At 72.1% G+C, this 12,856-nt stretch carries 9 protein-coding genes and 1 pseudogene; 8 read left to right on the forward strand and 2 right to left on the reverse strand.

Annotated features, from left to right (window positions below; translation table 11 throughout):
• Positions 1-66 precede the first annotated feature (66 nt).
• From AC4OXY_RS35275 to AC4OXY_RS35300, 6 genes and pseudogenes are all read left to right on the forward strand, one after another.
• Positions 67-1,101 (forward strand): phytanoyl-CoA dioxygenase family protein, encoded by a 1,035-nt coding sequence (locus AC4OXY_RS35275; RefSeq protein WP_356021674.1) that lies wholly within the window; start codon positions 67-69, stop codon positions 1,099-1,101.
• Complete coding sequence (locus AC4OXY_RS35280) at positions 1,098-2,387, forward strand: DUF6271 family protein (RefSeq protein ID WP_491991651.1); 1,290 nt, start codon at positions 1,098-1,100, stop codon at positions 2,385-2,387. Before AC4OXY_RS35275 ends, AC4OXY_RS35280 begins: the two co-directional genes overlap by 4 nt.
• Positions 2,384-3,577 (forward strand): type III PLP-dependent enzyme, encoded by a 1,194-nt coding sequence (locus AC4OXY_RS35285; RefSeq protein ID WP_491991652.1) that lies wholly within the window; start codon positions 2,384-2,386, stop codon positions 3,575-3,577. The genes AC4OXY_RS35280 and AC4OXY_RS35285 overlap by 4 nt, the downstream gene beginning before the upstream one ends.
• A gap of 1 nt (position 3,578) precedes the next feature.
• Positions 3,579-4,082, forward strand: coding sequence for a GNAT family N-acetyltransferase (locus tag AC4OXY_RS35290; protein WP_356021680.1), 504 nt, complete (start codon positions 3,579-3,581; stop codon positions 4,080-4,082).
• A pseudogene (locus AC4OXY_RS35295) lies at positions 4,040-5,275 on the forward strand (MFS transporter); the annotation flags it as partial. The gene AC4OXY_RS35290 and the pseudogene AC4OXY_RS35295, both read left to right, overlap by 43 nt.
• A gap of 157 nt (positions 5,276-5,432) precedes the next feature.
• Positions 5,433-7,010, forward strand: coding sequence for a multicopper oxidase family protein (locus tag AC4OXY_RS35300; RefSeq protein ID WP_491991653.1), 1,578 nt, complete (start codon positions 5,433-5,435; stop codon positions 7,008-7,010).
• Positions 7,011-7,030: 20 nt separating this feature from the next.
• Here AC4OXY_RS35300 and AC4OXY_RS35305 read toward each other — a convergent pair whose 3' ends face one another.
• Positions 7,031-8,134, reverse strand: a complete 1,104-nt coding sequence (locus AC4OXY_RS35305; protein ID WP_356021682.1) for a sugar ABC transporter substrate-binding protein — start codon at positions 8,132-8,134, stop codon at positions 7,031-7,033.
• Positions 8,131-10,662: a SpoIIE family protein phosphatase gene (locus tag AC4OXY_RS35310; RefSeq protein WP_491991654.1), complete on the reverse strand. Its 2,532-nt coding sequence runs from the start codon at positions 10,660-10,662 to the stop codon at positions 8,131-8,133. Before AC4OXY_RS35310 ends, AC4OXY_RS35305 begins: the two co-directional genes overlap by 4 nt.
• Positions 10,663-10,950: 288 nt before the next feature.
• On the opposite strand from AC4OXY_RS35310, the gene AC4OXY_RS35315 reads away from it, so the two are divergent.
• Positions 10,951-12,039 (forward strand): substrate-binding domain-containing protein, encoded by a 1,089-nt coding sequence (locus tag AC4OXY_RS35315; protein ID WP_491991655.1) that lies wholly within the window; start codon positions 10,951-10,953, stop codon positions 12,037-12,039.
• Positions 12,040-12,075: 36 nt separating this feature from the next.
• On the forward strand, positions 12,076-12,855 hold the full coding sequence (locus tag AC4OXY_RS35320) for an ATP-binding cassette domain-containing protein (RefSeq protein WP_376286739.1): 780 nt from the start codon (positions 12,076-12,078) through the stop codon (positions 12,853-12,855).
• Position 12,856: the final 1 nt, after the last annotated feature.

Below are 12,856 nucleotides of genomic sequence, written 5' to 3' on the forward strand. Positions count from 1 at the left end.
GCTCTTCTCCCGGATCTCAACCGCACGTGCTCGCACTCGTTCGACCTTGTTTTCCAGAGGAATCGCATGCAGACGCCCCACCCCTTCCTCCACCGCGCCGCCTCCCCGCGCCCCTACTTCAGCGCCGACGGCGAGACCTACCTCGCCCCGACCCCCCTGCGCGACCTGAAGAAGTCCCAGCCCCTGCGGGTGCTCTCCGAAGACGACTTCGCCTTCTGGCAGACGTACGGCTACGTCGTCGTCCGCGAGGCCATCACCCCCGGCGAGGCCAAACAACTCCTCGACTTCGCCTGGCAGTTCCAGGGCCTGGACCCCGACGACCCCGAGTCCTGGTACGAGGAGCCGGAGTTCCGCTCCGAACTCGACCAGCACCTGTTCATCTACGGCTTCGTGGAGGCGTACCACCACCAGCTCCTCTGGGACAGCCGCCAGAGCCGTCGGGTCCACGACGCCTTCGCGGACGTCTGGGACTGCGAGGAGCTGTGGGTCACCCTCGACCGGCTCAACCTCAACCCGCCCAACGTCCGCACCCGTTCCCGCTCCCTGATCGAGCCCACCGACGAGGGCTTCGACATCGAGCTGCACTGGGACGTCGACACCACCCTCGCCGTACTGCCCCAGCGCGTCCAGGGCATCATCGCCCTCAACGACACACGGCCCGAACTCGGCGGCTTCCAGTGCGCCCCGGAGCTCTTCCGCCGCTTCGAGGAGTGGCGCCTCGCCCAGCCACCGGGCCGCGACCCCGTCCGCCCCGGCACCGACCGGGCCGAGTTCCCGGTGATCCGCCCCGACCTCCAGGCCGGTGACCTCCTGATCTTCAACGGGCTGCTGGCGCACGGCGTCGCACCGAACCGCTCTGACAACGCTGTCCGAGCCGTCCAGTACCTGTCGATGATGCCCGCTCTGGAGGAGCACACCACCCTGCGCGACTCCCGCGTCGACTCCTGGCGCACCCTCGCGACCCCGGACTGGAACGCCACCCTCCTCGGCGACGCCCGCACCCCCGAGGCCCACCGCTACGGCCCCGCCACCCTCGACCCCCTGGGCAGAAGACTCCTCGGCCTGGACTCCTGGACCACCCCGGCGGAAGAGGCACCGTGAACCGCGTCTGCCTCTGCCTGCCCACGAACCGCCCCTGCCCCGCCACCATCGCCGCTCTCCACCAGGAAGCCGGCTACGCGGCCGAGCGTTTCGACGCCGACGTCCAGCTGCTGATCCTCGACTCCTCCGACGCACACACCCGCGCCGCACACACCCGGGTCGTCGCCGGACTGCCCCCGACGGCCGGCGTCACCGTCCACCACCTCGACGAGGACGCCCAGCGGGCCTTCCTGCTCCGGACGATCGAGCGCGCGGGCCTGCCCGATCCCGACCGGCTGCTCGGCCTGCTGCTCCCGCCCGCCGTCTCCTACGGCGCCTGCACCGACCGCGCCTTCCTGCTTGCCGCCGCCCTCGGCTGCACCTCGCTGCACCGCAGGGACTCCGACAGCGCCTACCAACGCTACGCCGGGCAACCGGTGTTCCCCGTCCACCACGAGCTGCCGTTCCTGGGCCGGCCCGCCCAGGAGGCCACCGCCACGGTCACCCGCACCGCCCTCACCCCGGACCGTTTGTCCCGCCCGGTCTCCCTCGCCGGAGCCTCCTTCATCGGCGAACTCTCCGTCGACATCGCGGAGATACGCCGCGCGGACGAGGGCGTCTACCACGACGTGGTGAGCCTGTGGGCACCAGGCGGCTGGCCCGAGGAACGCAAAAAGGCCCTGGTGGAGGAGTCCTTCACGGGCGCGGGCACGACCCCCTTCACCGCCGACCTCTCCACCCTCACCGTGGTCGACCCGATGCGCGTCGACATGTGCAACGTCGCCTTCGACCGGGACATCTACGAACGCGTCCCGCTGCCGCCCGCCACCGACACCATCGGCAGCGACTACTTCCTCCTCCACCTCGTCCACGACGCCGGCCTGCCCGGCATCCTGCACAACCGCCACATCGAGAACTTCCACACCCCCGAACGCCGCACCGACACCGGCTTCCCGGCCTACCAGCGCCGCTTCGTCAAGTTCCTGCTCTCCATGCTGTACTTCCACGACGTCTACGACCGCATGACCGACGCGGGCGACACCCTGCTGGACACCGGCCACCGTGTGCGCCCCGACCGGATCGTGGAGTTCCTGCGCGCGAGCACCGGACTGGACCGCGCGGAGAACATCTGGCGCCTGGACAGGGTGGACACGGCGTACCGGAAGCTCGGCGGCCGCTACGCCGGATTCGCCGACCAACTCGCCCGCGAGCGCGACCGGTTGCTGGACGAGGCCGAGGCGGACATCGAGTCCTTCGCCCACCTGATCGAGGCCTGGCCGGCGCTGATCAAGGCGGCCACTCCGTGAACGCCCCGCACCCGAGCGACGCTCTCACCACCTCGCTCGCCGGCGCCGACACCGACCGCATCGTCTACGACCTCACCGGCATCGAGCACCAATACGACGTCCTGGCAGGGGAGCTGCCGGACGCCCGCATCCGCTTCGCCCTGAAGGCGTGCCCCGAGGACGAGGTCCTGCGTGCCCTCGCGGAACGCGGCGCCGGCTTCGACGCCGCAAGCCCTGCCGAGATCGCGCAAGCACTCCGCACCGGCGTCACCCCCGCCCGCATCCACTACGGCAACACCGTCAAGTCCGACCGCGACATCGCCGAGGCCCACCGCCTGGGCGTCCGCACGTTCGCCACCGACAGCGTCGAGGACGTCCGGGCCATCGCCCGGCACGCCCCCGGTTCCCGGGTGTTCTGCCGCCTCGCCACCAGCGGTGAGGGCGCCCTGTGGGGCCTGAGCCGCAAGTTCGGCTGCGCCCCCGACGACGCCGTCCGCGTGCTGGAGACGGCCCGCGCGGCCGGACTCGTCCCGGCCGGCCTGTCCGTGCACGTCGGCTCCCAGCAGATGACCTGCGAGGCCTGGCAGCAGGCCCTCGACACCCTCGCCGGGACCATGGCCGCCCTGGCCGGGCGCGGGATCGTACCCGACCACGTCAACCTCGGCGGCGGCCTGCCCGCGCTCGGCTACCAGGACCGTCACGGCAATCCCCTCGACCCGCCCCTCGACAAGATCCTCACCGTGCTCCGCGAGGGCATGGACCGCCTGCGGGGCCTCACCCCCGCCCCGCTCGCCTTCGTCCTGGAGCCGGGCCGCCACCTGGTCGCCGACCACGGCGCCGTCCGCGCCCATGTCTCCCGGCTGACCCGCCGCCGGCAGCCGGACGGCACGGACGCCTACTGGCTCTATCTGAGCTGCGGCAAGTTCAACGGCCTCTACGAGATGGACCAGTTGACACACCGGATGGTCTTCCCCGGCCACCGGGACGAGCGGGAGCACGTCCACGCGGTCGTCGCCGGGCCCACCTGCGACAGCGACGACGCCTACGGCGACGGCCGCCACCCGGTGCGCGTCCCCGCCTCCCTCACCTCCGGCGACCCGGTCTGGATCCTGTCCGCCGGCGCCTACGCCACCAGCTACATGACCCAGGGCTTCAACGGCATCCGCCCGCTGCCCTGTGTCTGCGTCCGCGGCCAGGAAGGACACGACTGACATGCGAGACCTCATACGGGAGGTCACCGACGCCGACTGGCCCCAGGTGGCGGCCCTGGAGGCCGAGGCGTACGCGGGCACCTCGCTCACCGAGGGCGAGGCCGCGCTGCGGTCCCGGGCCGCCGCCGGCACCTGCCTCGTCCTGGACCGGGGCGGCCGGGTCACGGGCTACGTCCTGGCCCTGCCGTACCCGAGATTCCACTACCCCGACCTGGGGCGCCCCGAGGACACGGTCGCCTGCGCCGCCAACCTCCATCTGCACGACATCGTCATCGCGGCACCCCAGCGCCGACGAGGGCTTGGCACACGCCTCGTCCGCCACCTGACGGACGTGGCCCGGGCCCGCGGCTTCGCGACGATGTCGCTGATCGCGGTCGACGGCAAGGAGCCCTTCTGGCGGTCCAACGGCTACCGCCCCCACCCCGAGGCGAGCCCGCCCGCCGGCTACGGCAGCGGCGCGGTCTACATGTCGGCCCGGCTGACCGCACTGCGGGAGGCGAGCTGATGACGGCCCCCTCCTTCCCGCGCGCCAAGTGGTCCATCGCCGCGCTCTTCTGCTTCCTCGGCTTCCAGTACGGCACCTGGGTCTCGCGCCTGCCCGCGCTGAAGACCCGCCTGGACCTCGGCGCCGGGGAGGTGGGCCTGCTGCTGATGGCCTGCGGGGCCGGGGCGGCGGCCTCCTTCCCGCTGGTCGCCGCCCTGATGCGACGCCTCGGCTCCCGGCGCCTGTCGCTCGCCTCGGCCGCGTGCCTGATCGCCGTCCTGGCCGCGCTGTCGGCCGTACCGGACTACCCGCTGGCCCTGCTCGCCGTCTGCGCGGACGGGGTCCTGGTCGGCTGCCTCAACGTCGCCATGAACGCCCAGGGCGCGGCGCTGGAGAAGACGTACGGGCGCACCGCGATGTCCCAGCTGCACGCCACCTTCAGCGCGGGCCTGCTCGCCGCCGCCCTGCTGGCCTCGGGCGTGACCACGCTGACGGCGTCCGTCCCGGCCCATTTCGCCGTCGCCGGTGCCCTGTTGCTGCTCCTGCTCGCCGTCGCCCGCCCCGCCCTGCTGCGCCACACGGACCCGGCGGCGCCCAACGAGCCGAAAAAGAAGGGCCGTTGGACCCTGCCCTCGGCGACCACGCTCCTCATGGGATGCGCGATGGCCTTCGGCACGATCACCGAGGGCGCCATGAACGACTGGTCGACCCTCTATCTGAAGGACGTCGTCCGGGCGTCCGCGACGGTCGCGCCCCTGGGCATCGCGGTCGTCTCCGTGATGATGCTGCTGGCCCGGGTGTGCGCGGACCGCTGGCGCACCCGCTGGGGCGACGGCCGGGTGGTCCGGGCCGGCAGCGCCGTCGCCGCCGCCGGCCTGGCCGTCGCCCTGGCGGCCGGGGGAGTGGTCCCCACCCTCCTCGGCTTCGCCTGCGTCGGCCTCGGTGCCGCCGCCGTCACCCCGTGCGTCTACGTCGCCGCCGCCGGCCACGGTTCGGACGCGCTGGCCCTGGTCGCCGCGATGGGCACCACGGGCCTGCTGGCCGGGCCCGCCCTGATCGGCTTCGTCGCGAGCGCGGCGAACCTGGCCCTGGGCATGGCGGTGGTCGCCGCCTCCGCGCTCACCGTCACCCTGACGGCGTTCCGCATCCCCTGGCGCACCCGGGAACCCGCCCCGGGGGAGGGAGAGAACCAGCCCCCGGTCGCGGTGCCGTAGCGGCTCCAGGGGGGTGTCCGGAGGGGGCATCGCGCTGGTGTGGCGTTCCCCGCGGGGACCGGCGTGGCCGTTTACGCTCGCACTCGGACCGATCGTGCTGGTCGGAGCAGAGTCGGGGCCGGGCGCCGCACGGACGAACACCGGGAGGGCAGCGCGGGTGACGTCACGTCGACGATTCCTCGGGGTGACGGCCGGGGTCACCACCGGCCTCACCGTACCCGCCGGTTCGGCGGCGTACGCGAAGCGGTCGGGTGAGCGCAGGGGCACCGTCCTGGCCAGCGCGATCCGCCCGCCCCGGCGGTTCGCGGTGCCCCTGCCCGTACCGCCACGCGCCCGCCCCGCGCGGACGACCGGCGGCATCGACGTCTACGACATCAGGCAGTGCGAGGGGTCCGTGGAGATCGTCCCCGGGCTGAGGACGACCGTCTGGGGCTACGACGGCATCTTCCCCGGCCCCACCTTCACCGCCCGGTCCGGCCGGGGGATGGAGGTACGGGTCCGCAACCAGCTGTCCGTGCCCACCTCCCTGCACCTGCACGGGGGTGTCACCCCGCCGCACTCCGACGGCTACCCGACGGATGTGCTCGTGCCCGCGCGATGCGGCGCCGCGCTCAAGGCAGGGGAGGTGACGCACGGCGGCATGGGCGGGGTGCACGCCCCCGCCGTCGACTGGACGGTCTCGCAGGGCCACAGGACGTACACGTACCCGATGGACCAGCGGGCGGCCACGCTCTGGTACCACGACCATCGGATGGACTTCAGTGCTCCGCAGGTCTGGCGTGGGCTGGCCGGGATGTTCCTCGTTCACGACCGGGAGGAGGACGCGCTTCCGCTGCCCGGGGGCGAGCGGGACATCCCGCTGATGATCTGCGATCGTTCCTTCGAGGAGGACGGCTCCTTCCGGTATCCCGGCCACTCGCCGACCTGCACCGGGACCCCGGGTGTCCAGGGCGCGTACATGGACGGCGTGCTCGGCGACGTACAGCTGGTCAACGGCGCCCCTTGGCCGGAGGCGGAGGTCTCCGCGAGCCGCCACCGCCTGCGCCTGCTGAACGCCTCCAACGCCCGCCGCTACCACCTGGTGCTGCGGCGGGAGGACGGCGGCAGGCTCCCCTTCACACAGATCGGCGGCGACGGCGGCCTGCTGTCCGCGCCTCAGCGCCTTGGCGGCATCCCCATGGCGCCGGCGGAACGCTTCGACGTGGTCGTGGACTTCACCGACTGCCCGGTGGGAAGTGCGGTCACCCTGGTCAACACCCTGGCGAACGGCCGTATGCGCCAGGTCATGCGCTTCAGGATCGCCCGCAAGGAGAAGGACCCGAGCCACGTCCCGGCCCGCCTCTCGCGCTTCACGGCCCTGCGTCCGGCGTCCGCCGTCGCCACCCGGCACTTCGACTTCCGCCGCTCCGGCGCCGTGTGGACCATCAACGGCCGCCCGTTCAGCACCTCGGAGTTCCTGGCCCGCCCGCGCCTGGGCACCGTCGAACGCTGGCGCTTCACCAGCGACCGCCACCACCCCGTGCATCTGCACATGGCCCACTTCCAGGTGCTGTCGCGCGGCGGGCGGGCGCCCGAGCCCACCGACGCGGGCTGGAAGGACACGGTGGACGTCCGCCCGTACGAGGTCGTGGACGTGCTGGTCCGCTTCCGCGGCTACCGGGGCCGGTACATGCTGCACTGCCACAACCTGGAGCACGAGGACATGGCGATGATGGCCAACTACCAGGTGGTGTGAGGAGCACGCTCCCCGCCCGTCTACGGAGTCAGCCCTGCCTTCGCGCAAGCGGCCCGCAGCGGCGGTGTGCAGATCTGGGCGACGGTGTACACACCGTCCTTGACGAGGGTCTGCTTGATGTCGGCGGTTGTCACGGCGACCGGGGTGAGGAGCACGGACGGGATGTGGCGGGTGGTGGGGCTGTCGGTCGTCGTCGTGGCGATGGCGTGCAGCTTCTCGCCGCGGCCCAGGGCGACAGCCATGGCAGCGGCTGCTTCGGCTTCCGCGCGGAAGGACTTGTACACCGTCATGGACTGCTCGCCGCTGACGATGCGCTGCACCGCGTCGAGGTCGGCGTCCTGGCCGGTGACCGGTGGAAGGGGACTGACGTGGGCGCTCTTGAGCGCGGAGATGACGCCTGCGGCCATGGCGTCGTTGGCGGCCAGGACGCCGTCGATCCGGCCCGGGCCCAGGGCCGAGATGGCGGCGGACATGTTGGCGTTCGCGTTGTTCGTGCTCCAGCCCAGGGTGTCGTAGGAACGGCCGATCCTCACCCTGCCCCGCAGGACGGACAGTGCACCCCTCTTGTACGACGCGGCGTTGGGGCTGGTCGGGTCGCCGTTCAACATGACGATGGTCCCGCCCTTGGCGGCGGCGTGCATGGCCTTGAGGAGAGCCTGGCCCTGCAGCGTGCCGACCTTTACGCCGTCGAAGCTGACGTAGCCCGAGATCGGGCCGTCGGCGAGCCTGTCGTAGGCGACGACGGGGACGCCCGCGTTGCGCGCCTCCTGGACGGAAGAGCGCTGCGCCCTGTTGTCGGTGGCGCCGAGGATGAGGACCCTGACTCCCTTGGTGATCATGGCGATCATCTGTTGCCGCTGAGCCGTCGAGTCGTCGTCGGCGTTGCCGTAGATGACGTTGCAGTGCGGGCAGAGCTGTTTCACCCGTTGCTCGATCAGCGGCCTGTCGGAGTGCTCCCAGCGTGGCACCACCCGGCTCGGCAGCAGCAGGCCGACGGTGAAGCTCTCCGTGGTGGCTGTCCCCCCTCCTGTGCAGGCGGCCGAGGGCATGGCCAGCAGGCCCGCGACAAGCGCGCCGACGACATACCGCGTACGGGGCGTCGCGAGTCGCCTACGACACATCATGATCGGCCCCCGTCCTCGGCGCCTGGTTCTGCGCCCACCGAAGCCGGTTCACGACGCGGTACCGCTATCTCGCTGCACACCTGCTTGCCGCCGGCCACGGGCACCGTGCCGAAGGACTCCGACATCGCCTCGACCAGGAGCAGACCCCGGCCGCCGGTCGACTCCCAGTCCACGATCACGGGCCTGGCGGGCGCCCGCGGAGAGGAGTCGCTCACGCAGACACGCACCCGGTCCCCGCGCAGCATCAGGTCGAGACGGACCGGGCCCTGGGTGTGCACCAGGGCATTGGTGACGAGTTCGGACACCACCAGCAGCACCGGGTCGGTGGCTTCTTCGACCTTCCAGCGGCGCAGCGTGCGCGCGGTGAACCGGCGGGCGTGCATGACGGCGTCGGGCAGCCGCCACACCACCCAGCCCGACCGGATCGGCCGGGTCTTCATGCCGTCGTAGCGCAGCAGCAACAGCGCCACGTCGTCCTCGCGGCGGCCGACGTCGCCCAGCAGGTCGTCGGCCACCCGCCCGGGATCCGACGGGTCGGCCGCGGCGAGGGTGGCGCGCGTGCGGCGCATGCCCTCGTCCAGGGACAGGTCGACGGCCTCGATCAGCCCGTCGGTGACCAGCGCGAGCATCGTTCCGGGCGCCAGTGCCACCGCGGTCATCGGGAAGTCCGCGTCCATGGAAATGCCCAGCGGAAGGCCGCCCTCGATCTCGACCTCCTCGGTGCTGCCGTCGGGATGTCGCAGCAGCGGTGCGACGTGCCCGGCCCGGACGAACAGGACGTCGCCCTCGTCCATGTCCAGTTCGGCGTAGCAGCAGGTGGCGAAGAGATCCGTCTCCATACCGACAAGGAGGCGGTTGGCGTGCGAGACGACCACGTCGGGCGGGTGGCCCTCCACCGCGTACGCCCGGACCGCGGTACGCATCTGGCCCATGATCGTCGCCGCTGCGGCGCTGTGGCCCTGCACGTCGCCGATGACCAGCGCCACCCGGTCCTCGGAGAGAGCGATCACGTCGTACCAGTCGCCGCCCACCTGCAGTCCCCGCCGAGCGGGCAGATAGCGGGCGACGGCGATCCCGCCGGGAAGCTCGGGCAGACGTCGCGGCAGCAGGCTGCGCTGCAGCATCGTGGCGAGTTCCTGTTCGGCGTCATAGGCGTGGGCGCGGGTGAGGGCCTGGCCGGCCAGCGAGGCGGTGGCGGTCAGCAGCGAACGCTCCTCGGGGACGAACTCGTGCGGCCGGTCCCAGCCGATCAGGCACACGCCGACGACCCGGCCCCGTGCGGGCAGCGGCAGGACGGCAAGGCCTCCGGGGCCGATGCCGTCGAGTCCCGCTTCGAAGGCTGTGCCTGTCGGCCACAGGTCCATACGTCCGTCTCGCAGAGCCATCTGCAGGGTGGGCAGGGCACCGAGGGGCGCGTCGGGCCACTCCGAACGCCACTGGAGACGCCATGTCTGCGGCCAGGCGTCGGGCTGCGGCGGGTCGAGCAGGGTGACCTGGAGCCGTTCGTGCTGCAGTTCGGCGAACGCGACCCGGTCGGCGCTCAGGGGTTCGCGCAGGGCGGTGACCACCACGTGGCTGACGTCGCGCACGGTGGTGGCCTTGTCGAGTGCGGCGGTCAACCACTGGATCCGGGAGACGTCGTCGGCGCCCCGGTGCAGGACCGAGGTCGCCGTCACCACGCCCAGCACCTGCTCCGGCCGGTCGTCGGCAGCCGCCGCCACGCGGCACGTCAGGCTCAGCCAGCGCATCCCACCGGTGGGGCAGCGGACGCGGAAGTCCAGTTCCCGTCGGCCGGACGTCTGGGTGGACGGCTCCAGCACCGACATCAGCGCGTGCAGGTCTTCCGGCAGTGCGTGCGCGAGCAGGGAGTCCGCCTTGCCGTCGAAGTCGTCCGGCCTGATGCCGACCAGTTCGCGCAGCGTCTCGTCCGCGTCGATCACACCGGTTTCCGGCACCAGGACGAAGGAGCCGACGCGCATGCGGCGCAGTGCGGAACCCAAGGGTGCCGGCGGCGTCCCTCCCCCGGCCCCGGCCTCCAGCACTGCGGCGACCGCGTCGGCATAGCGCTCCAGGAAGCGCTGCTGCCCGGCGTCGAAGCCGTTCTCACCGGCGCCCACGACGACGAGGCAGCCGAGCCGCCTGCCCTCGGCGCCGAGGGGCAGCGCACCGAGCGATGTCCGGGCCCGCGGCGGCGCCGGACATCCCTCGGGGTAGGAGGCGAGTGCCGCGGGGGTCAGCCACACGGGGTGGAGGGCGCGGAAGGCGTGAGCCGCGGGCGAGCCGCCGGACAGGGCCAGACGCTCCGGCAGCCGGTACTCGGCGGGGGCGCATCCGGCCGAGTCCACCGACCGAAGGTCGTCAGAGCCCGCGCCGGGCACATAGAGCACTGCCAGCTCTGCTCCGGCGAACGTCAGGGCGCGGACGCTCACGGGGATCTCCGACCCCGGTGGTGAGCTGGTGTCCGCGACGCCGGCCTCGGCTGTCCCCGGCTGCGAGAGTCCGCCCCCGGCACTGCCTTCGTGAGGCATGTCCGCATCTACCTCCCGTCCGTGCCGGGGTACCGACCGGCCATCGCCCGGGCACTCCCTTTACCAGAATCGCACAGAGGGATGAACCGGACAGATCGACGTCGTGTCGACTGCGCGGCAGCGGGTTCGCAGTTCACCGTGGCCGGTGTCACACTGACGGCGTGGTCGTTCTGCCGCTTTCGCCCGGTCCGGGCGGGTGTGGGCCGAGACCCCGCCTCGCCCCGGTGGGCCATGCTGCCGCACCGCCGTTGCAGCCGCGTGGCTCCAGGGAGGAAGGAGGCCTCGCGCATGAAAGCCTGCGTCCGGGACGCCGCCCTTGCCCTGGCCGCGGTCTCGACGGCCGTGTCCCTCACCGCCTGCGGATCGGGCGCCGGGAACACCTCCGGCGCAGGGAGCGCGCGGAAGATCGGCGTGCTGCTGCCGGAATCCACCACAGCCCGCTGGGAGACGCAGGACAGGCCCCTGCTGGAGCAGAGGATCCGGCAGCTGTGCGGCGACTGCACGATCGAGTACGCCAACGCCAAAGGTGACGTGGCCATCCAGCAGGAACAGATGGACTCGTCGATCGCCAACGGGGTCGATGCCATCGTGCTGACGGCCGTCGATGCCAGGGCCATGGGCGCCTCGGTCGGAAAGGCAGCCGCCGCGCACATCCCGGTCATCGCCTACGACCGCCTCGCCGAGGGCCCGATCTCGGGCTACGTCTCCTTCGACGGCCAGGAGGTCGGCAGGCTCCAGGGCAGGGCACTGCTGACGGCCATGGGCGCCAAGGCGCACGGCGGCCGGATCGTGATGATGAACGGCGACCCCGGCGACCCCAACGCGCTGTCGTTCAAACAGGGCGCACTGTCCGAACTCCGGGGGAAGGTGACGATCGCCAAGGAGTACGACACCCCCCAGTGGAGCACGGAGGCGGCGAACCGGAACATGTCCGGAGCCATCGCCGCCCTGGGCGCCGGCAGCATCAACGGCGTCTACGCCGCCAACGACGGCCTCGCCGCCGGCAGTATCGCCGCCCTCAAGGCCAACAAGGTCAGCCCGCTGCCCCCCGTCACCGGGCAGGACGCCGAGCTCGCAGCCGTACGGCGCATTGTCAGCGGCGATCAGTACATGACGGTCTACAAGCCGTTCGGACCCGAGGCCGCCGCCGGCGGCGCCATGGCCGTGGCCGCCGCGCGTGGTCAGCGCCTCGACGGGGTGGCCACCAGGCGGGTGAAAACCCGCAGCGGCGCGGAGGTTCCGGCCGTGCTGCTCACCCCGGTGCCCGTGACCCTTGCCACCATCAAGAACACCCTGGTGAAAGACGGCGCGTACACGCTCGAACAGATCTGCACCCCGCCACTCGCGGACGACTGCCACAAGGCCGGGCTGGCCTGACAGGCGGGACCGGCAGGCCCCGGGCCCGGGAAGGAGATGGTTCTCTTGCCGCCCCCCTTGCTCGCCCTGCACGGTGTGTGCAAGCGCTTCGGCGTCGTCGAGGTCCTCCGGGACATCGAGCTGGAGATCCACGCCGGCCAGGTCCTCGCCCTGCTCGGCGACAACGGTGCCGGCAAGTCCACCCTGGTCAAGGTGATCTCCGGGGTCGCCCCCGCGGACAAGGGGAGCATCGAGTGGGAGGGCCGGCCCGTTCACATACGGCGTCCCCAGGAAGCCCGGGACCTCGGCATCGCCACCGTCTACCAGGACCTGGCGCTGTGCGGAGGCCTCGACGTCGTCGGCAACCTCTTCCTCGGACGGGAGATCCGCAGGTTCGGCTTCCTCGACGAGGTGGAGATGGAGCGCCGCACCGGACAGCTGCTGGCGCGCCTGACCCGGAGCGTCCCCGATCTGCGCGCCCCCCTGGTGTCACTGTCCAGCGGCCAGCGGCAGACCGTCGCCGTCGCCCGCTCGCTCCTCGGGGACCCGCGCGTCCTCCTTCTGGACGAACCGACCGCGGCGCTGGGGTTCGAGCAGACCACCGAGGTCCTCGACCTCGTCGACCGTCTCCGCGACCACGGCCTGGGGATCCTGCTCATCAGCCACAACTTGGGCGATGTGAAGGCTCTCGCGGACCGGGCCGCCGTGCTGCGGCTCGGCCGCAACAACGGCTTCTTCGACGTGAGCACCGCCTCCCAGGAGCAGATCATCTCCTCCATCACGGGCGCCACGGACAACGCGCCCCGCCGGCCGGCCCACCGCGAGGCCGAGTGGTGAA

This window comes from Streptomyces sp. HUAS MG56, from assembly GCF_058673395.1.